Below are 19,126 nucleotides of genomic sequence, written 5' to 3'. Positions count from 1 at the left end.
GCCTCTTCTGCATCGTCAGCCCCTCAAGCATCACCAGCACTCCCGAAGCCGATCCGCATACCAGGCGAAATGCATGTAATTGCGATGTAAACGCCCTCTAAGTGCGTGTTTCTGATCCCTTGATCACTCGTTGGGCAGTTCGTGGATGCTCGCAGTTACGGCGTGGGGCCTGCGTGGCCGTGCTGGGCCAATTTGCTCCAGCCGGAGGGCAAAGCCCGGTTCCGTCAACCGACCTGCTTCGGCCGGAAGATGCCTCCGCAGCTTTGGTGCCTGGCCGGCCGACGACCGTGCCCGGTGACCTTGTCTACGCACACATGGCACATCCAGGAATTGCAGCGATCACACCGCCGCGCATAGAGCTGGGCGCTGACATCGGCTATCGGCCCAGCCAGATCCTCCCGGGTCAGACCGAGGTTCGCGGCGATGTCCCACAAGCCCCGCTCCCCCATCGGGTCGGGACGCAAGTCCTCAGGATCGATGTATCGTCGGCAACTCACACATCTCGGACGCGGTTCGATGCGGTGGGACTTCTTCGTTCTCACCTTGCCCGACGAAAATCCTCGTGGGGCGGCGTCCGGCTGCGGTTCTCGCTGTTTTGTGGCCGTCGAGTCAACCCTGTGGTTCCTCCGCTTGTACCTAGGTCTCGGTGCTCCGCCGCGCCCCGACCCTTGCTTCGGGGCTGGCTCAGGTTCGGGCTCCACTTCCATCTTTGTTTCGGGTTCCGATCCCTCCTCCAGAGCTGCTATCTCCCGCGACTCGCCGGATAGTTGACTCTTCTTACCTCTCCTGCGGAACCATCGCATGGGCGGATAATAGAGGCGGCGATCGGGACCCCTCCCCAGGCTGGGATAGAGCGTCAGATGGCGCGTTCGCGACTGCCGCTCACCGCTGTGTGGCCCTGTGACGAGCAGCAGCGCCGTCAGGCGTCGGTAGGCGTCGGTAGGCGCCGGTTTCCTCGGCCAGCTGGGGGGTGCCGCGTTCCGGGCGAGGCGCCTGGTTCGTCAAGGTCACCGACCCGCTACCGAAGGTCAGCTGGCGGCAGCCGAGGCCAGGTCGAAGAACCGGGCTCGGGCGAGCTCCACACCGACGTCTACGGTCCCGGTCCGACCGTGTGCCAGTTGTGCGGCACGTGCAGCTCGGCGTGCTGGACCGCCGGCTCGGGCAGCCCGTGGCGTGGGAACAGGTCGGCGGGATACAGCTCGGGATCCGGTGTGCGCTCGTCGTAGCGGCCGACACGGTGCTGCGGGTCGTAGTAGCACTGCCGGTACAGCAGGATGGCCGTCTCCACCCGGCTGAGCAGGGCCTCGCCGTGACACAGGTCGCTCAGCCGCGGCCGGTGGTCTTCACGCAGTTCGCACGCCCGGGTCAACTGCTCGACGATCACAACCGCTGGTCTGAAGACCATCGGCCAGGCCCTGGAGATCGGAAACATCATGGGCGACCTCCGTCTGCCGGTCCGCAGCTGAGCCTCGCTGTCCCAAGGTGCCGTGCATCAGGCCGAGGTAATCGACGACCAAGAGGTCGAGACGGCCGTGCCGACGCACCGTCCTCGCACACTCGCGTTCAATCTCCGCGACGTTCGGGGTTGTGCCGTCTCCGCCGTAGCTCAACAGCGCCTTGCTGTCGGTGTCGGCCGCCGCCGCGTGCAGGAGCTCCCACTCACCCTCGTCGAGCGTCTGGCTCCGGATCCTCTCGGTCAGGACGCCGGTTTCCGCAGCCATCGTCCGGACCATGCAGCATGGACTTGCCCATGCCGGTGCGCGAAGCGATCGCGGTGAGCCGTCCGGGGCGCAGACCGCCACCGAGCAGTCCATTCAAAACCCGAGGACAGCGATGCCGCCCATCAATCTCTCACCTCTTGACAGCGCCCCGCCCATCCACAAACAACAAGCTCGAGGGCCTCGCTCGATGCGGACCAGGCTCAGCAGCCGCCTGCCGCAGCATTGGCTGTCGTGGGTTCCCTTGGATCCCGGAGCGCACGCGCCCCCCGCCCCGGGCGCCCGGTCCGCCGGCCACATGTGAGGCCACGGGGAGACACCACCTGTGGCCTCGAGCATCGATCGGCCCGACCGAGGACCGCGAAGTGACGTGGTGTAAGTCCCGCCCTACGAGCGGGAGTAAGGGACAGCGGTCACGTATGTCCCGTCTTAAATGATCTGGCTTCGAGTCGGACCCCTGCCCTGCGGCGACCAGTTCGGTTGAGACGTGGAGGGCCGGCAATCTCGGGTGACGCAGTCCTGGGCAGGTGGACGCCGAACGCCGTCTCAGTTGATCCGGTCCGGCCCTGCCGTTTTCGAACCGACCACGCCTGGGTCGTCAGCCACGTGCTACTTACGCCGGCCGCTCACGCCTGTTTCTCACGCCGGTGACCTGCGCCGACGACTCGGCCGTCCTGGAGCCACGCGCTGGGCTGTCGGCGGTGGCCGAAGAGGAGGTGGGCCCCGGGTCCAGGGCGTCACGGACGGCGGTCAGGATGTCCTCGGTGCCGGCGCCGAGTGCTCGGGCGGCCGAGGTGAAGTCCCGGGCCAGAATGGTGAGTTGGTCCCGATCGTGCGCGTGCGGCTCGGGCGGGAGCGCCGCGACCCGGGTGCCCGCGCCACGACGGGTGCGGATCAGCTCCGCTCGCTCCAGCTCGCGGTAGGCACGCGCCACGGTGCCAGGCGCCAGAATGAGGTCGGCGGCGAGCTGGCGTACGGTCGGCAGCCGCTCGCCCTCGGCCAGCCGGCCGGTGCGGATCAGCGCGGCCAGCTGGGCACGGATCTGCTCGTACGGCGGTACCTGGCTGGTGGTGTCGACGCGGACGGCGGGGTCATTCATCGTCGAGGGTCCCATCGTCGGCTGCCTCGTCGTCGACCGCCCGGGGTGCCACCACGGTGACCAGGGACCATCCGAAGGTGAACAGGCTCAGCAGGCCCAGGGGGCAGATCACCACGATGGTGACGGCGCCCAGCGGGCCGGCGCAGGCCTTCTCCGTGAGCGCGATGAAGATCATCACAACGACGAGCAGCACCTGGCTCGACACCAGCAGCCCCCAGGCCCCGGTGATCGCCCACGCGCGGTCGCGGCGCTGCTGTTCGTCGCCCGGACCGTGGGCGATACGGCGCAGGGCCCACACGCAGACGGGGGTTGCGACCGCGAGGGCGGCGAACATCGGGCCGCTGTAGTACAGGCCGGGCCAGGGACCGAGGGATGCGCGCACCCCTTCGCAGGTGACGGTGATGACACGCCCCGGTCTGCCTATCCGTTCGGGGTCCGTGGCCGTGACCGCACCGATCACCAGCAGGGTGACGAGGGACGCCGCCTGCACAAGCAGCAGGGGCGCCATCCGGGGCGGCACTTGGTCTCGGACCAGGCGCGGGGCGAGACTCGCGGTGCGTACCGCTTCCTGCGGACGCAGGGTCAGGGCGTCGCCGAGCAGGACACCTCCCACCGCGCACAGACCGAAAGCGGTGATGGCGAACACGAGGGGCATCGCGATGTCGCCGCTCTCCATCGTGACCAACTGCTGTGCGCTCACGATACCGATGGCCAGAGACGACCAGCGGGCGTAGTGGTCGGCGTGGTCGAGGAACCGGGACTGGAGCGGAACAGTGTCAAGCATATGGAGATCCCCCGGACGGTCTTGTATCAAGCAGTGGGTACAAGATGCACTGGGCGGGAACTTGTGTCAAACGCTCGATACAAAGCGATACATGAGGAGACGGCTTCTGGCGCAAGGGAGTTCCCTCCGGGCGAGGAGGGACGCCCTCCGGCCCAGGGTGGCGACGTGGGATTGGGCATGCGGCGTTCCCTCGTGCACTGATCCACTGACTGGGTGCTGGATGCCGCCGCCACCGTGCCCGGCGTCCATGGCGCCTACCACCTCATCGATCCTGCCACCGGCAACGGACTGTCTGTCGCCCTCTTCGAGGACGAAGCCGCGGTTCAGGCTGCACGAAGGGCGATCGAGAAGCGCGCTGAGGAGATCGGCTGGAACAACGCCCCGCACCCGACACCCGTCTCCGAGACGATCTATCAGGTCGTCCGGCACGTGTAGCGCGGCGCCAGCAGCGCGTGTGCTCAAGATTTCCTACGTGAAGCGCACGTCACCTCCAACCACCCACATCGCCCAACCGCCGGGCCGGTCGCCACCCGGAGGGAGAACAGGGCCGACACCGCGGTGACGGGCGCACGGGAACCCTCCCGGGCACCCGCGCATACAACGGTCCCATGACCACATCGGAAACACCGGCGCGCCGCCGAAGGGCCAGGCTGTCTGCGGTGCGCGGCCCGGCGGGGACCGTCTGCACCCTCCTGGCCCTCGCCGCCGCGCTGACCGGCTGCGGCTCCGACTCGGACGACGACGCGGGGGCACCCGCGCCAGCCGCAACCTCGCGTTCGGCCGAACCGTCGCCCGCCTCGCCCACGCCCACGAAGCCCTCCTCATCGCCGTCGCCGACCGCGATGAAGCCGATGAAGCCGTCAACCCCGGCCGAGCTGCGAGCCTGTGCAGACGGAAGCTGCACGGTCGTCGTGACCAAGGGCACCGAAATCCCGCGCGCCGACGCCCTCCGAGCGGGACCCTTCACGGTCAGCGCCGTCGGTGCCGAGGGCGTGGACCTGAGCTCGGTCGATGCGAGCGGATTCACCTCCAACCTGCTCGGGCAGCGCCCCGACCAAGGCGGGCCCTCCACCGTCAACGAGCTGTCGATCGCCGTTCTCACCATCGCGGGAGACACCGCGAAGCTGCGGCTCTTCCCGGCGGAGTAGGGCGGGCGTCGTTTTCGGCGGCGCCGCCGGGGAACTCCAGCGGAACCTACAGCGCGAGCTGACCCACGACGCGCTGCCGGCCTCCGAGGCCAACCGACTCGAAGCGGCACGCCCGTCTCGGGCCCCGGACATCTGGACCTACAACTGCCTTTCACTTGCGCGGCGTCGGCGTCGCTTCGAGATGGAGAGCTCGAGTGTGCAACAGCAGGGTGATGTGTCGTGCTGGCCCATCGGCGCGGCTTTAGAAGTCGGATCCGGGATGGCAAGGGACAAGGGCCCTTGACAACGAAGATAAGTCGTTGAGGTGTTGCTGACCTGGGGCGACCAACTTCGGCGGCAAAAGGCCGCAGTGACACTGTGCGGCGGCTGTACCTCGTTCGAGCGGCTGGCGCCGGCTTGTGCCCGGTGGGCTAAGCTGTGCGGTCATGACTACCGGGACGGCATCGCGCCACACACGGATTGGTGACCCGGTGCTCTTCTGAGCGCCGCACGGGCCGGTGCGGGCCTGCTGTTCGATCGAGGATCTTGCGCTGCCGCGCGGGCTCCGCCTCCGTCGTGTTGATCACAAGCTCGAGACATCAACCACGACAGGAAATTCATGCCCACCAAGACGCTGCAGATTCCCACCACGGACGGCCAGGCCGACGCCTTCGCCGCATTCCCCAACCTCCGCGAGCGGCACCCGGGGGTGCTGATGTACGCGGACGGCTTCGGCATCCGGCCTGTGCTGCGGGACATGGCCTGCGAACTGGCCAGGCACGGGTACTACGTACTCGTCCCCAACTTCTTCTACCGGCACGGCCCGGCACCGCTGATCGAGCTTCCCGAGCACATCGGAGAAGAGGTCCGGCCCGCCCTCATGGCCCAGCTGATGCCCTTGATCGAAGCGCACACCGCCGAACGCGTACGGCGTGACGCCGACGCCTACCTCACGTTCCTCACCACCCAGCCCGAGGTCGCCGCCGGACCGGTCGCGGTGACCGGCTACTGCATAGGCGGCCTCCTGGCCATGCGCACCGCCGCAGCCCACCCCGGACGGGTGGCCGCCCTCGCCGCCTTCCACGCCCCCGTGGGCGCGGACGGGCCCGACGCCCTCGCTGAGATCACCGCCCAGATCCACTTCGGCCACGCCGAAAGCGACCTGACGCCCGAGGCCCTGGGCGAGCTCAACCGGGCCCTGGACGCCGCGAAGGTCGACTACACCTCCGAGATCTACCCCGGCACCGTCCACGGGTTCACCATGTCCGACACCGACGCCTTCGACCCCACCGGACTGCAGCACCACTGGGACCGCCTGCTCCCCCTCCTGGACCGCACACTGGCCAACAGCTGAGGCACCAGCCCGGCCGGCGCCGGTCCGCCGACACGATCGTGTGCCAGCGGGCGATCCCGGTGCTGGTCAGCACGAGCAGGGCCCGCGTCAGCCTGGCCGCGCAACGAGCTGACACGCCCGGCCTGGTGAGGACACACCAGTTCTCCGGGCCTGCTCGCACGCCGCCCACTCGGCGGCGCGCGCTTCCCCCGCCGAGGGCCCGCCCAGCAGGTCCGGCTCCGGGTCATCGGCGTCCGACGCCACCCAGACGTTCACGCCCTCGCCCTCACCGACCGTGCCGTGCGCTGACGGCACGTGTGAGATCGAGGTCGTCGTGGGAGACGTCGTGGCAGTGCCGCAAATCTACGGCCTCGGGCCGATAGAGGTGACGGCGATCACCAGCGGCGAGGGCGAGATGATCGCGCAGCTGACGGGGTGAAGGAGAAGGCTGCGTCACGCTCAGCTGCGGCAAGGGGGCCACCGCGACCATCAATGACGCCACGCACGTCCGCACGCTCCGGGCCTGAACGCCTCCTACCTTCACGCCCTCATCCGGTTCTGCCCGCAGCCCAAGTACGCTGCAGCCGAACTCGGAGTCCAATTCAGGCGCGCAAGATCGCGGCGGATCCCGGTTGCCGAAACCGGGCTCCGCCGCACCATTGGTGGTCCACCTCCATGCCCTGCCGACCGCGTTGAGAGGCAGCATCCAAGATCATCGGCCTTCAGGCAGACGAGGAGCTTCGTCTGCTGTGGCGGGCAGACACAAGCGAAGTTCCGCAGCCTCTGATACGCGGTGTACTGCTTGCGCTGGACCCGCGTAACGCGACCAGCTCCGCCAGGGCTCCACCCTGCTTGCGAGCAACCTTCACCCCGGTCGAACGCCAGCGAACCGCCTGGCCGCGGTCGAATGCGCCGTGACGGAGGCCACGGTCTCATGGCCGATCAGTTCGTTGCCGAAGTACCGGTAGCGGACCAAGTCGATCGAGCGCCGATGCTCCCGCACGGCGTGCGCGTCGTAGCGGGCCCCGCCGCCGGTGCCGGTTCGGCGATGCCGACCGCAGGAGCTCCTGAACCGGCTGAACTGCGATGATTCATAGGCTACATGTCCGTGACGGGGAGTCGGAGCCAGGCCGTTGCTGTTCGCCGTCATTCAATCCAGGCGTTTGACAGCGAATCCAGTCGTTCAGGTTTCCTTGTCAGCGAACCTGGTCGCTCTTCGGCCCGATGCCTTTGATCCTGGTCGGAGTTCCGTCCGGGGCGAACGAGTCGTGGAAGGTGAAGGCGTGCGGCGCGGAGCCGTGGTCGTGGAGGTGCTCCAGCCTGGAAACCCCGTCCTGCCAGGTGGGTATCACGCCGTCGGAGACCCACCAGAACACGTAATTTGGGTGCCCTGTCCTCTCGAACCAGTCGTAACGCCTGTTCAGCGCCTCACGGTGGAGACCGGTGTAGATGGCGTCGAAGGCGGGGCGGAGGTCGGTCCAGAGTGAGAGGGTCGCGGCCAGGGCGGTGGTTTCCAGCGTATGGCCCTTGCCGTACCAAGTCGGTACGGCGAACTCTCCCCATGCACCCCAGTCCGCCTCGAAGAGCTCGCCCCGGTCACCGCCTGCCGCTTCAGCACGCGCGAGGTATCCGGGGTGCTGAGAGATCTTCCGGTAGACGGCCTCACCAATGTCGTAGAACTCGCGCGTGAGAGGTGCGGGATCGGCGAGAGGTGACTTCAGGACGCCGAATGTGTACAGAGCAAGATGGGGCATGCGTCTCTCCCTGGTTGGGGCTGCCTGGCGTGGACCCGGTTCGGCGGCTCACGCATGGGGCGAGGGTTCGTGGGGCGTGAGCGACTCATCCCGTCGCGGCTGGCCCAGCCTGAAGGACCCCCTGCGCGACCGTGGCGACCACCGAAGACCAGATGAAGGTAGCTGCCTCTGCGAGCCATGTCTAAGTTGCAATTTCCCTGTCCAAGTGGCCCTCTTACACAGGTCCTTGCGTGAACTGGGGCGGTTGCGCTGCCTGCCTCCGTGGAAGTCCGCATCGGCCCATCACATGCCGATAAGCAGCATCGACAACCCCGCTCAAGCCGGTGTGGCGGGGCGACGCCAGCGGCGTTGTCGGCGTCGACTGGGTTGGATGACGGAGCGACTTGGTTCAGTGTCAAAGGACAGCTGCTGTAACTCGCCTGGGAGATCTCATGGGACGGCCCGTCCAACGGGAAGATGGACGGCTGTGGAGTGGTTGGGCGGGAGGGAGCAGGACTTCGGTGCCGGTTCGGGGTTTCGGGCTTCGCGCATTCGCGGAGAAGACGCTGGTGGCGGCCGGGCAGTGCACGACGGTCGACCCCGCCGCGTCGGGGATCGCCGCCGGACTGCTGGGTTGCGGCGTGATGGCGGGCATCGGCGCGGCCATCAACACCGGCAACGTCGGACGCGGCGACAGCGTGGCGGTCATGGCTGTGGCGGGGTCGGAGCCGCGGCGATCGCCGGATCGAACCGGGCAGGTGCGGCGAAGGTCATCGCCGTCGACATCGACGGCCGCAAACTGGCCACCGCGAAGAAGCTGGGCGCGACCCACACCGTCAACTCCAAGGACACCGACCGGGTTGAAGCGATCCGCGAACTGACCGGCGGCTTCGGCGCCGACGTCGTCATCGAGGCGGTCGACCGCCCGGAGCCGTACCAGCAGGCCTTGCCGGGTACCGCGACGTTCCAGTTGAGCCGGCGACTCGCACAGCCAGCCGATCGCGGGCCGTCACCAGCACCCCGATCGCCTGGCTGTGGACCGACAGCAACGGCAAGGGGCTACCGGATATCCACCGTTGGAATCCACTGGCACGAGTTCACCGTGGGCTCCGGCTGAACGCCGTCACCACCACCTCGACGGCGGTCGACACCAGGGGCTGCGGCCGCGAACAGCCCGGATAGTCCTCGGGTACCGCCGCTGCCGAGCTCAGCACTGGGGAGCATGGCTGGCTCGGCTGTCCCAGACGTCCGCGCGACCGCCGGCGGCTTGAGCGGTGAACTCGCCACGAGGATCCGGTACGAGCTCTGGCTCCGCCCGCGTGTAGAAGACCGGATACGCCATCCGAAGCGTTGGCCGGGTGGAATCCGCACCCAGAGGATCGGTCATTTGTCAGGGGTCACGCTCGTCGTCGGCGTGCGTGGCGGCTATGACACGGGGCGTACGTTGCGCGCGGTGAAGACATACGTCCCCGATGGAACGCGGTAGACGGCCCGGTCGCCGTCGGTACCCTGGAACTGCGCCCCCTCGGGGGTCGCGTGCACGGTGCGGTCACCCGTGGGCACGCGTACCTCGGCAGTGGTGTTCGGGGGAATCTCGACCGTGAGCCGGAAGGTGCCCTTGTTGAGGGTCCATTCCGTTGCTGCCTTGCCGTAGGGGGTCTGGTAGCTCCCTTCGGCTTGGGTGAGATCGCCGACGGCGCGTGGATCGATCACCAGGTGGCGGTGGCCGATGGAGCCGGGGGCCTGCCGGATGCCGGCCAGGCCGCTGTGGAACCATTCCTCGATCTGCAACAGGATCATGTGGTTCTTCGAGGCGTCGATGCCCCAGTGCTCGGGAATGGTCGTCAGGCCGCCGGGGTTCGCCGTGGTCGGTGCCATGAAGAAGCCGTAGCTGGGCTGGGTGTCTTCCTGGAGCACGGCCCACAACACATCGTCGCGGCCAGCAGCAGTCAGCGCGCGCACAGTCGGGGCGAGTCCTATGGTGCCGCCGCTGAGGTGGGGTCCGCCGCCGAACGGCTGGAAGCCGTGGATCAGTTCGACCAGGGCGTCGAGGACCCGCTCGCGCTCCCCTTCGGGGACCAGCCCCTCGTCGAGCGCGAGGGCCTGGGCGGCCTGGGTCGCGCCGGTGGTGCCCGCGTTGCCCTGGCTGGTGTAGCGGCCGAGGGCGGAGTTGTAGAACGCGGTGTTGAACGCCTCCTTGATGGCGGCCGCGAGGTCGCGGTACTCGCGTGCGTCCGTGTCTCGTCCCAGCAGGGCGGCCATCCTCGCCATCCGGTCGGCGACCTGGTGATACCCCCAGGTGCCGGTGATGCGGCCCGAGGTGGGTTCGGCCGCGATCCAGTCCGCCAGTGCGGCGTCGACGATGTGCGCGTCGGCACCCGTGCCCGTCTTCCTGGTCCGGATGTACTGCAGGAACGCCTGCATGTGGGGGTAGTACCGGCCCATCGTCTGGGTGTCGCCGTAGGTCTCGTGGGGGAACCACGGCACCAGGACGATTCCGTTGCCCCAGTTGATCTCGTCGCCGAACCGGCCGAGGTAGCCCCAGTCGTACACCGGCGTCTTGAGCGCGACGTTGCCGATGTTGTCGCCGGCCTTGGACTGGCCCTCCGCCAGGTGGCGTTGCATCGTGCGCAGGTATGCGGCGTAGCTGAAGTTCCGGTGCAGGGAGCCGAAGGGCTGCAGGTAGTCGGCGGGGTAGGCGAGCTTCTCCCGGCCGGGGCAGTCGGTGAACGTCGACATCGTGTTGCTCATGATCGAGTAGCGGGCCATGCGGTGGATGCGGTTGATCCGGTCGTCGGAGGTCCGGACGTGGCCGGCCACCGGGGTGTCCGCGTACAACTGCAGACCTGTGATCGTGTCTGGCGTGGGCCGGTAGTCCTCCGGCAGGCCGGTCGCCTGGACCCACTGCATGCCGAAGTAGTGGAAGCGGGGGTGCCACCGCTCGCCGTCGGGGTCGCCGTGGGTGGTGTACGCGGCGAAGATGTCGGTGCCCCGGCGTCCGCCGCCGCCCATGATGGACGCCTGGTCGACCGTGCCGTCGGCGGCCAGGGATTCGGCCGGGAGCATCTTGATCGTCGTACCGGCCGGCACGCTGCCGTCGACGCTGAGCTGCGGCCAGCCCGCGAAGGCCTGACCGAAGTCGAACGCCCACACACCAGGCCGGGGTTGTGTCACGCCGACAGGGCGGATCCGGTCCATGACCTTCACTGGCTCACCCGCCCGCCAGACGAGATCCGTCGTCAGGTTGGGGGGCGGGGCGACACCGGCGTGGATCCACCCGACGGGCGAGCCGTCGCGGCGCTTCGCCGTCGCGCCGAGGTCGGCGCCGGGGGCGGTCCATCCGGGCTGCTCGCGGCGGGAGTCGTAGTCGGATCCCGAGTACCAGTTGGCGGTCGTCGTCGCGCCGAGCGCCGCCCGCCAGGTCCGGTCGCTGACGATCGTCTCGGTGGAGCCGTCCGCTGTCGTGGTCTCCAGCCGTGCGATCATCCGGGGCGTCACGGCGGCGCCGGCGCTCGGATCCGTGCTGGCGAGGGAGTTGCCGGATCCCGTGACCTCGGCGCCCGCCGCGTGGGCTGCGCTCAGGGGCGGCTCGAAGCTGATGCCCGTACCGTCCGGGCCCTCGGTGCCGATCGCGGTGATCGTACGGGACTCCAGCCGCTCACCGCCGTCGCCCGTGTCGATGTTGATCGTGCCGCCGATGTGATAGTCGGTCACGTCGCTCACCTTGACGGCGGCGTCCCCGGCGGCGGTCGGTGCGGCCAGTGTTCCGCTGCCCTTGAACTGGCTCTGCCACCAGCTGTACGGGGCCGTGCGACCGGTCGCCGGGTTGGTGACCGAGCGCGTGACGAGTGCTGTTCCGTGGCCCAGTTCGACGCCCAGAGTATTGGCGCCGGGGCGGATCAGGTGCGTCACGTCATGGGCGCGGTACTCCGTGGAGAGCTGGTAGTTGGAGTTGCCGGGCGCGAGCGCCTCGTCGGTCACGGCATTGCCGTTGAGCATGGCGTGGTGGAGGCCGACCCCCGACAGGTACAGGCGGGCCTTGAGGATCTTCGCCCCGTGCCGCGCGGCTCGAAGCGCCAGCTTTCGGTCGTAGGGCCGACGTCGACGGTGTCGAAACCCAGCCGGCTGATCAGGTCGGCGGCACTGGTCTTGGCTTGGGGGTCCTCGCCGGCGATGGGCAGGGCGGTGCGGTCAGCTGCGCCTGCGGGGCGGGCGAGGGTGAGGATGTGATGGTCGCTGATGTTGTTGAACGCCTTGACGAGCTTCGCGCCGGACAGGTGGTCCTGGACGAGTTCGCGGGTGGTGGTCCTGCCCGGGTCGAGGACCTGGTCAGCGCCTAGCCGTGAGCCACAGAGATCGTTTCCCGCGTAGAGGTTGATCGTTTCCCACCGCGCAGCCACCGGCTTCCGGTCATCCGGTCAGATCAGGCAGATGGCCTGTCCTCGCTCATCTCCTCGATCAATGCCGACAGGCTCTTGGTCGCATCGGACGTAAGGCGCCTCGGTCGTCGACTCGGTCGCCGACATTCGGCTCCTCGACCACCGACGTACGCCATGGCGCATGGACATCGGCGGAGATGGACTACGGCCTTCTCTCCAACCCAATCCCTTCGTTGAGCCACTGGTACACCGCGGGCTGGTCACTCTCGCCGGCTGGCTCTGACGACGACTCGGGTTTCAGGTCGGCGCAGCGGAAGGGGCGCGGATGGACCGTACGGTCGTGGGGAGAGCGGGGACGTCAGCAGGGATTCGCCTCACGGTCAAAGGGGCCTGTGGCGGCGCCGGTACCAGAGCGCGCCGACCGCGGCGGACGCAAGGGCCAGGGCGATGCCGAGGACCGGCCAGCTGCTGTCGGCGATGCGCAGGCCCGCGAGGAAGGTCCCGACGGCCAGGGCGATCGGCACGAGGAGAGAGAGGAGTGCGCGGAGTGCGGCCGCCACTGCTTCCGGTTCGAGGCGGGCGGTCTTGTGGCGCGGGGTGGGTGTGGTGTCGGCGAAGTAGTAGACGAGGACACGGTCTGCCAGACGGGCGTCGGCACGTTGGTAGGACATCGCCATGTACGGGAGCCAGACGAGGGGGGCGACCAGTCCGACCAGGAAGACCAGGCCGAGGAGCAGCCACCGCCAGGACTGGACGGCGACCCGGCGTACGCGCCCGCCTGCGTCCTGCCTCTCGTCGCCTGGTGTGAGCAGGCCCAAGAGGCGGGCCATACGCAGGGTGACGTCCCACAGGGCCGCCCATCGGCTGCGGCGGCGGGCGGGTGCGCGGGCAGCAGGTTCGATCCGGGCGAGCGCGTGCTGCGCCTGCCGGGTGTCCTTGTACACGCCCTGCACGACCAGGAGTTCGGCGGCGCGGGCGCTCGCCGTGGGGTCGCGGCCGTCGAGGGCCGCCAGCTCCAGGACCGTACGTGCCTGGCGGAGCAGCGCCGCGCAGAACGCGACGGGAATGAGCACGAGGAACGGGCCACCCACGATGGATCCCTCCGATACGACCGCCCGTCGCCCGCGAGCCACCACCCGGGCCCGGAGCTCCGCCTCGGTGGCGCCGGGGTGGTTCCGCCGAAGCGAGGAGATTGCTTCGGGCACGGCCGGACCGATGCGGCGAACGGCGAAGTCGGCGAGGAGTTCGGGGAGGTGCTCGGGATCGGTGACGACCGACGCCAACAACGAGCGTTCCGGGGAGGGCTCCGTACGCGAAGCCGCAGTGTTCGGATTCTCCATGTGTGACACAGGTCGTATCTATCACGAATAGTCCAATACAGGATGCATAGCCATTTCCATCCCTTTTTGCCCCGTTTTCCCGAGCTCTCGGCTCCGATCACCCCGGCCAAGGATCCGCGGCTCAGGGCGATGGCCTGGCGAACGGGGCATTGACCCGTGCCCGCACCTGTGCGACGACTGCAAGACCCGGGAGCTCGAGGCGGAGCGGCAGGCAGAACAGGCCGAACGCGAGCGCCAGGAGGAGGAGCAGGCCTCGAAGGCCGGCGGCTGGCTCAGCCCGCGAGTCACGTCGACCATGCGCCGCCAGTTACGGGCGGCGTCCTTGCGCACCGGTGCCGTGATCACACCCACAGCATAACCGGATAGACCATCCACTTATACTACATTCAAATGGATACATCATCCGTTTCGACGTGACGTTCCTGTCCGCAGGCACCCCATGCCCAGGCGCAATCGCGTCACGAGGAGGCCCCACCATGCTGTTCACCGTCAACGACGTGCCGAACCTGCCCACCGGGTTCACCGACACGTTCACCAGCCACACCGTCACCACCAGCGAGGGCCTGACTCTGCACGCCATCGTCGGCGGCAGCGGGCCGGCGCTGCTGCTCCTGCCCGCCTGGCCGCAGTTCTGGTACAACTGGCGCCTGGTCATGCCCGCCCTGGCCGAGCACTTCACCGTCGTCGCCGCCGACGTCCGCGGCACCGGCGCCAGCGACAAGCCCGCCACCGGCTACGACGGTGCCACCGCCGCCGACGACATGGCCGCCCTGATGACCGGCCTCGGCCACGACCGCTTCGCCGTCGCCGGCTACGACTACGGCCTGCTCGTCGGCCACGCTCTCGCCGCCAAGCACCGCGACCGTGTCACCCGCCTCGTCGTCGGCGAGGCGATCCTGCCCGGCTTCTCCCCGTCCCCGCCGCTGATGTCGGACCCGGTCACCAACGAGTTCCCGTGGCACTTCGCCTTCAACAGCCTGGCCGACATCAACGACCGCATGGTGGCCGGCCGCGAGGAGATCTACTTCGGCCACCAGTTCACCTCCAAGGCCGCCCGGCCCGATGCCATCCCGCAGCACGCCGTGGACCTCTACGTCGACGTGCTGCGCGACCCCGCCGCCCGGCACGCCAGCTTCGAGGTCTACCGCCGACTCGGCGAGACCGCCGAGCAGTTCCAGCGCTGGCATAAAGAGGGGCCGCTGACCATCCCGGTCCTGGCGATCGGCGGGGAGTACAGCACCGGCACCGCCCCGGCGGAGGACATGCGCAAGGTCGCCACCGACGTCACCGGAGTGGTCATCCCCGGCTCCGGTCACTTCCTGGCCGAAGAGGTTCCGGAGGACCCGACGAAGGCACTGCTGAACTTCCTGCTCTGACCGGGCATGCCGGAAGCCGACCCCCGTGGCGCCATCACAGGTGGTGGCAGCAGCGCACGTGCGGGCGGCGCCCTGCGGCGCGTCCGCGTACAGCAGGCGGGTCACGTGATGCGGGTGGTGTCGGAGCGCGCGGAACCGGACTGGGTCCAAGTCGTCGTAGGGCGGGGCGAGGAGTTCGGACGGGTCGCCGACACGGTCCGCGTCGTAGCGCACTGCCCGGAAGGGCCGGAGTTGCAACGGGGTCGGCTTGAGAAGGGGAACGACAGGGGCGGGCATCGAAAGCTCCTGGAAACAGGCAGGCCCAGCAGGGGCGGGGCACCGTGCGGTGACCCGCCCCTGGGCCGGTGGGCCGGAGGGCCGGACCGGAGGGTCAGGCGGTCGCGGCGAGCGGCTCGGCAGCGGGCTGCGCCGCCAGTCGGCCGGTGCGGTGCAGACCGTACAGAGCGGCCGCGCACGCCAGGCCCAGCGCGCACAGCGTGATCCACGGCAGCGCGGGCATCCCGGCCGCACGGGCGGCGTCGAGCGCGGCGCCTGTGCCGAGGTTCCCGACGGTGATGCCGATGCCGCAGATCGTGTTGTACAGCCCGTAATGGGTGGCGACGAGGCGGCCACCGCAGAGCCGGACGATGGTGTCCATCTCGAACGGGTAGGCGATCATCGTGCCGACAGCCAGCAGCAACGCGGCGAGCGTCGGCGCCACCGCCGCGAGCAGCCACAGCCCGATCCGGGACTCCGGTACGGGTACGGCGGTGGCCAGCAGCAGGGGCACGAAGGCCAGGCCCATGGCCGCCAGCCCGCGCACGAGCGCCTGCCCGGGCTCGTACCGCGCCTTGCACCATGCCGTCACCCGCGTCTGGCCGAGGATCGTGCTCAGCCCGGACACGGCGAAGAGCACCGCGACCGCCGCCGTACCGAACTCCCCGTCGCCGCCTAGTCGGCGCACCTCCAGTGGCAGCGCCAGATAGACCTGGAAGGACAGGACGTACGAGCCGATCATGGCGACGGAGAACAGTACGAACGGCCGATTGGCGAGGATGCCGCGCCACTGGGCGAGGACGCCCTGACCACTGTGGCCCTCCTGCCGCTTGTCGTCCTCGGCCCGCCGGGCGGGCAGCGCGCGGATCTGTACGGCGCTCAGCAGCGCGAAGATCCCGGCCGCCACCAGGCAGGTCACGCGGAAGTCGACCCCGGTCAGAACCATTCCGACAAGGGGGCCCAGCAGGATGCCGGCTTGGTAGAACACGTTGAAGAGGGCGAACGCCTCAACCCTGCGCTCCCCCGAGTCGGCCGCGAGGTAAGCCCGTACGGCCGGGTTGAACAGCGCCCCGGCCAGCCCGGTGGCGGCGGAGGCGGCGATCAGTGCGGGAAGTGAGTCGACGAGCCCGAGCGTCGCGAAGCCGAGGGTGCGCAGCACACATCCGGCGACGATCATCGGCTTGTAGCCGAGTCGGTCGGCGAGCGTGCCGCCTACCAGGAACATGCCCTGCTGGCTGAAGTTGCGTACGCCGAGGACGAGTCCGACGATCCAGCCGGCCAGCCCGAGCGTGCCGGACAGGTGGGCGGCCAGATAGGGCATCAGCATGTAGAAGCCGAGGTTGATGGTGAACTGGTTCACCATCAACAGCTGGACGCTGCGTTCGTACGACCGGACCTGGGTAAGCAGCCCCATCACTGGCCCTCCTCCGAGGACCCGGACTCGACAGGTGCGTCCTCAGCTCCTTGCAGGGTGAGGGGATCGATCACGGTGGTGCACCTGGTCCAGCGTGTGACCTCCTTCTCGTCCAGGCGGCCGATCAGCTCCGGTTCTGGAGCCGGTGGGGAGTCCAGCAGGCCGTGGGCGGCGCAGTAGTCGTCGTCGTAGACCGTCCCCAGGTAACGCTGCGGACCGTCGGGGAAGATCGCCACGATCCGTGCGTCCGCCGACATGGTCCGGGCCAGCCAGCCGGCCACCATCGCGACCGCGCCGACACTCCACCCGCCGGTGGCGTAGTGGGAGGCGGCCAGTTGGCGGCAGGTCCACACCGCCTCTTGCGGGGCGACCCAGTGCACCTCGGAGAAGTTCTCGTAGGCGACGTTGCGGGGATAGATGCTGGAACCGAGGCCGCGCATCAGGCGCGGCCTGGCCTGCTGGCCGAAGATCGTCGAACCGGTCGTGTCCACGCCGACGACGGTCAGCTCCGGGTAGAGCTGGCGCAGGACCCGGGAGACGCCCGCGGAGTGGCCGCCGGTGCCGACGCTGCACACCAGCACGTCGATGTGGCCCAACTCGGAAGCGAGTTCGAGGGCCAGCGGCGTGTAGGCGGCGACGTTGTCGGGATTGTTGTACTGGTCCGGGCACCAGGAGTCCGGGTGCTGCTCCAGCAGCCGCTGCACCCGTTCGCGTCGGGCCTGCTGCCAGCCGCCCGTGGGATGCGGCTCGGAGACGACGTTGACCTGGGCGCCGTACGCCGTCAGCAGCCGGGTCATGGACAACTCCAGGCCCGGATCGGTGACCAGGGTGACCGGGTGGCCGTACACCATCCCGGCCAGGGCCAGCCCCAGACCCAGGGTGCCGCTGGTGGACTCGATGATCCGTCCGCCGGGCCGCAGGTCGCCGCGCGCCCGGGCCCGCTCCACCATGTGCAGCGCCGGACGGTCCTTGATACCACCGGGGTTGAACCCTTCAAGCTTCGCCCAGAAGCCACGTCCGGCAGGAGCCAGCGGCTCCGACACCCGCAGCAGTGGGGTGTTGCCCACCAGGCCGGACAGGGCGGACCGGCCAGGGTCGACCGCGGCCTTGGTCAATGACTGCATGTCTATGTGTTCACTCTCGCTCGATGAATACCGGATGCGGGTTCATCTCGCGCGCCATGGCCATAAGGCAGACCAAGAGTCCGCTCAGGCCAATGGGCACGCGGCAGCCGCGAAGTCGGTCGGCTGCGAGCGAGTGGTCTAGATCCGCCACCGCGACGTGACGACGAGCGCCGCGCGGCCAGGGCGCGTGCTGCGACGTCTACGGCGTTCATGCCGTACGAGGGGTCGTCCCAGCGACAGGGACACGGCAAGGAGTACGCCGACGGCCAGCGCGCCGAGGGGAGGGTCCTCACTCGACTGAGCCGCGGTACGCACGATCACGTCCGCCGCACAGTCCTCGGCCCCGTGGGGAGCGTGGGGGCCATGAGGGTCCTCGCCTCCAGCCGTCGCCGAGGATCCGGCCGTGGCGGACACCGACGCGTGCGTCTCCTCAGACGCGCCATGCAGGACGGCGCACAGAATGAGCGCCATCACGAAGGCGCCGCGGATCGCCGAGACCAGTCGGCGCCATGAGGGTGCGCCGCATGGGACCCATGGGGCGTGCGCGTGCGTACGGGAATGTGTCGGCACAGATCCTCCGTGCTGCTGCCACGTCTCCGGCAAGGACGGAGTGAGGCGCAGACATGGGTGGGGCAGGACGGCTTCGACGAACGTGACGACCCATCATGAACACGGAACAGGACGCTCGTCGCGCGATACCAGCCGAACCGGTGACAGTCGGCAGGTCAGTAGGGGGAGTCCGTACTCCTAGACCTGCTGCACCACGGAGGCTGCTCTCAGAGCCACGGGAGACGCGCCGTCCATGGGCCTACCGACGGTCGGCCCGCGCACGGTTGAGGCGTCGTAGGAACTGCTCGATTCGCGAACCGACGCTGCAAAGCAGGGCGACACCAGGGCAGAACCCTGCTGAGGCTGTCCGGACGCGCAGTGCTCGCCAGGGTGTGGCGTCGCGTGGCCGCCATGATGATCCTCGGAGTCGGTGGCCAACAGCCGCGCAGGCTCGTCGGCTGCGCGGTGAACGCCATCGACCTGAAGGGCGGGGGTGGTTGCGCTGGTGGAGAGGTGTCCCTGGACACTCTCCACGTGGATGCCGTGCGTCACGAGGAAGCCGGACAGGAGCACGGCCAAGGTCAGGACGCGCAGCAGCGGACCCGCATCCGAGCGGGTCCTGACGATGCGCCAGAGCGACCAAGCCGTAACCATGCCGTGATCCTAGCGGCTCGTTGGCAGTGATCGACCACGAGTGCCGAACGCTGGGTTAACTCGTCAGGCAATGGCTTGTTTGCTGCGGCGAGTGTGCCTCGGCGGCCTCCAGAAGGAGCGTCTTCACGCACGGTCGCCGTCACAACGACGGCGACGGGAGCCTGTCGGCCACCACCCACCTCACCGCCTACATCGACGTGAACTGGCCGCCGATTCGGGCGAGGCCCGCACCGGAGCCCGG

Annotated in this window: 15 protein-coding genes and 2 pseudogenes; 5 read left to right on the top strand and 12 right to left on the bottom strand. The window is 68.8% G+C overall.

What is annotated here, in order from left to right:
- Window positions 1-1,090: 1,090 nt before the first annotated feature.
- The 4 genes from IF78_RS50565 to IF78_RS0140330 form a co-directional block, all read right to left on the bottom strand.
- Window positions 1,091-1,369 carry a DnaB-like helicase C-terminal domain-containing protein gene (locus tag IF78_RS50565; protein ID WP_031487549.1) on the bottom strand — a complete coding sequence of 93 codons (279 nt, stop codon included), beginning with the start codon at window positions 1,367-1,369 and terminating at the stop codon, window positions 1,091-1,093.
- Window positions 1,344-1,721, bottom strand: coding sequence for a DnaB-like helicase C-terminal domain-containing protein (locus tag IF78_RS50560; protein ID WP_031487548.1), 378 nt, complete (start codon window positions 1,719-1,721; stop codon window positions 1,344-1,346). Before IF78_RS50560 ends, IF78_RS50565 begins: the two co-directional genes overlap by 26 nt.
- Before the next feature lie 610 nt (window positions 1,722-2,331).
- Window positions 2,332-2,817 carry a GntR family transcriptional regulator gene (locus IF78_RS0140335; RefSeq protein WP_051828613.1) on the bottom strand — a complete coding sequence of 162 codons (486 nt, stop codon included), beginning with the start codon at window positions 2,815-2,817 and terminating at the stop codon, window positions 2,332-2,334.
- On the bottom strand, window positions 2,810-3,601 hold the full coding sequence (locus tag IF78_RS0140330) for a hypothetical protein (RefSeq protein ID WP_199921463.1): 792 nt from the start codon (window positions 3,599-3,601) through the stop codon (window positions 2,810-2,812). Before IF78_RS0140330 ends, IF78_RS0140335 begins: the two co-directional genes overlap by 8 nt.
- A 213-nt stretch (window positions 3,602-3,814) precedes the next feature.
- Between IF78_RS0140330 and IF78_RS0140325 the strand changes: the two genes are divergently transcribed.
- The 3 genes from IF78_RS0140325 to IF78_RS0140315 all read left to right on the top strand — a co-directional run bounded on the left by IF78_RS0140325 (window position 3,815) and on the right by IF78_RS0140315 (window position 6,082).
- Window positions 3,815-4,036 (top strand): hypothetical protein, encoded by a 222-nt coding sequence (locus IF78_RS0140325; RefSeq protein ID WP_051828611.1) that lies wholly within the window; start codon window positions 3,815-3,817, stop codon window positions 4,034-4,036.
- Between the two features lie 173 nt (window positions 4,037-4,209).
- Entirely contained in the window at window positions 4,210-4,749 is a 540-nt protein-coding gene (locus tag IF78_RS0140320) for a hypothetical protein (protein WP_158751667.1), read from the top strand.
- Window positions 4,750-5,347: 598 nt separating this feature from the next.
- Window positions 5,348-6,082 carry a dienelactone hydrolase family protein gene (locus tag IF78_RS0140315; RefSeq protein WP_031487543.1) on the top strand — a complete coding sequence of 245 codons (735 nt, stop codon included), beginning with the start codon at window positions 5,348-5,350 and terminating at the stop codon, window positions 6,080-6,082.
- A 693-nt stretch (window positions 6,083-6,775) separates the two neighbouring features.
- On the opposite strand, the pseudogene IF78_RS50120 reads toward IF78_RS0140315, so the two are convergent.
- Window positions 6,776-7,094, bottom strand: a pseudogene (locus IF78_RS50120) (transporter); the annotation flags it as partial.
- A 163-nt stretch (window positions 7,095-7,257) separates the two neighbouring features.
- Entirely contained in the window at window positions 7,258-7,815 is a 558-nt protein-coding gene (locus IF78_RS0140300) for a DUF3291 domain-containing protein (RefSeq protein WP_031487542.1), read from the bottom strand.
- Window positions 7,816-8,333: 518 nt separating this feature from the next.
- On the opposite strand from IF78_RS0140300, the pseudogene IF78_RS47135 reads away from it, so the two are divergent.
- A pseudogene (locus IF78_RS47135) lies at window positions 8,334-8,740 on the top strand (zinc-binding dehydrogenase); the annotation flags it as partial.
- A 479-nt stretch (window positions 8,741-9,219) separates the two neighbouring features.
- Here the strand turns inward: IF78_RS47135 and IF78_RS0140295 are convergent.
- The 3 genes from IF78_RS0140295 to IF78_RS0140285 form a co-directional block, all read right to left on the bottom strand.
- Window positions 9,220-11,793 carry an alpha-L-rhamnosidase gene (locus IF78_RS0140295; protein ID WP_234439975.1) on the bottom strand — a complete coding sequence of 858 codons (2,574 nt, stop codon included), beginning with the start codon at window positions 11,791-11,793 and terminating at the stop codon, window positions 9,220-9,222.
- Window positions 11,772-12,194 (bottom strand): NADPH-dependent F420 reductase, encoded by a 423-nt coding sequence (locus IF78_RS50115; RefSeq protein ID WP_234439974.1) that lies wholly within the window; start codon window positions 12,192-12,194, stop codon window positions 11,772-11,774. The genes IF78_RS0140295 and IF78_RS50115 overlap by 22 nt, the downstream gene beginning before the upstream one ends.
- A 359-nt stretch (window positions 12,195-12,553) precedes the next feature.
- Entirely contained in the window at window positions 12,554-13,513 is a 960-nt protein-coding gene (locus tag IF78_RS0140285; protein ID WP_158751666.1) for a hypothetical protein, read from the bottom strand.
- A gap of 476 nt (window positions 13,514-13,989) precedes the next feature.
- Here IF78_RS0140285 and IF78_RS0140280 point away from each other — a divergent pair, with 476 nt between their 5' ends.
- Entirely contained in the window at window positions 13,990-14,889 is a 900-nt protein-coding gene (locus IF78_RS0140280) for an alpha/beta fold hydrolase (RefSeq protein WP_031487538.1), read from the top strand.
- A gap of 370 nt (window positions 14,890-15,259) precedes the next feature.
- On the opposite strand, the gene IF78_RS0140275 is transcribed toward IF78_RS0140280, so the two are convergent.
- The 3 genes from IF78_RS0140275 to IF78_RS0140265 form a co-directional block, all read right to left on the bottom strand.
- A complete protein-coding gene (locus tag IF78_RS0140275; RefSeq protein ID WP_037642508.1) occupies window positions 15,260-16,558 on the bottom strand; it encodes an MFS transporter in 1,299 nt (432 codons plus the stop codon).
- Window positions 16,558-17,682, bottom strand: a complete 1,125-nt coding sequence (locus IF78_RS0140270) for a PLP-dependent cysteine synthase family protein (protein ID WP_031487536.1) — start codon at window positions 17,680-17,682, stop codon at window positions 16,558-16,560. The genes IF78_RS0140275 and IF78_RS0140270 overlap by 1 nt, the downstream gene beginning before the upstream one ends.
- A gap of 747 nt (window positions 17,683-18,429) precedes the next feature.
- Window positions 18,430-18,885 (bottom strand): hypothetical protein, encoded by a 456-nt coding sequence (locus IF78_RS0140265; protein WP_031487535.1) that lies wholly within the window; start codon window positions 18,883-18,885, stop codon window positions 18,430-18,432.
- Window positions 18,886-19,126 lie beyond the last annotated feature (241 nt).

This window comes from Streptomyces bicolor (assembly GCF_000719285.1).
GTDB lineage: Bacteria > Actinomycetota > Actinomycetes > Streptomycetales > Streptomycetaceae > Streptomyces > Streptomyces bicolor.
This window is presented reverse-complemented; position numbering and strand designations above follow the sequence as displayed.

What these genes read in the sequence shown, in the direction of transcription:
- IF78_RS50560 (WP_031487548.1), bottom strand. Translation starts at nt 1,721, where the DNA reads ATGGCTGCGGAAACCGGCGTCCTGACCGAGAGGATCCGGAGCCAGACG.
- IF78_RS0140335 (WP_051828613.1), bottom strand. Translation starts at nt 2,817, where the DNA reads ATGAATGACCCCGCCGTCCGCGTCGACACCACCAGCCAGGTACCGCCG.
- IF78_RS0140330 (WP_199921463.1), bottom strand. Translation starts at nt 3,601, where the DNA reads ATGCTTGACACTGTTCCGCTCCAGTCCCGGTTCCTCGACCACGCCGAC.
- IF78_RS0140320 (WP_158751667.1), top strand. Translation starts at nt 4,210, where the DNA reads ATGACCACATCGGAAACACCGGCGCGCCGCCGAAGGGCCAGGCTGTCT.
- IF78_RS0140315 (WP_031487543.1), top strand. Translation starts at nt 5,348, where the DNA reads ATGCCCACCAAGACGCTGCAGATTCCCACCACGGACGGCCAGGCCGAC.
- IF78_RS0140300 (WP_031487542.1), bottom strand. Translation starts at nt 7,815, where the DNA reads ATGCCCCATCTTGCTCTGTACACATTCGGCGTCCTGAAGTCACCTCTC.
- IF78_RS0140295 (WP_234439975.1), bottom strand. Translation starts at nt 11,793, where the DNA reads ATGCTCAACGGCAATGCCGTGACCGACGAGGCGCTCGCGCCCGGCAAC.
- IF78_RS0140285 (WP_158751666.1), bottom strand. Translation starts at nt 13,513, where the DNA reads ATGGAGAATCCGAACACTGCGGCTTCGCGTACGGAGCCCTCCCCGGAA.
- IF78_RS0140280 (WP_031487538.1), top strand. Translation starts at nt 13,990, where the DNA reads ATGCTGTTCACCGTCAACGACGTGCCGAACCTGCCCACCGGGTTCACC.
- IF78_RS0140275 (WP_037642508.1), bottom strand. Translation starts at nt 16,558, where the DNA reads ATGGGGCTGCTTACCCAGGTCCGGTCGTACGAACGCAGCGTCCAGCTG.
- IF78_RS0140270 (WP_031487536.1), bottom strand. Translation starts at nt 17,682, where the DNA reads ATGCAGTCATTGACCAAGGCCGCGGTCGACCCTGGCCGGTCCGCCCTG.
- IF78_RS0140265 (WP_031487535.1), bottom strand. Translation starts at nt 18,885, where the DNA reads ATGGTTACGGCTTGGTCGCTCTGGCGCATCGTCAGGACCCGCTCGGAT.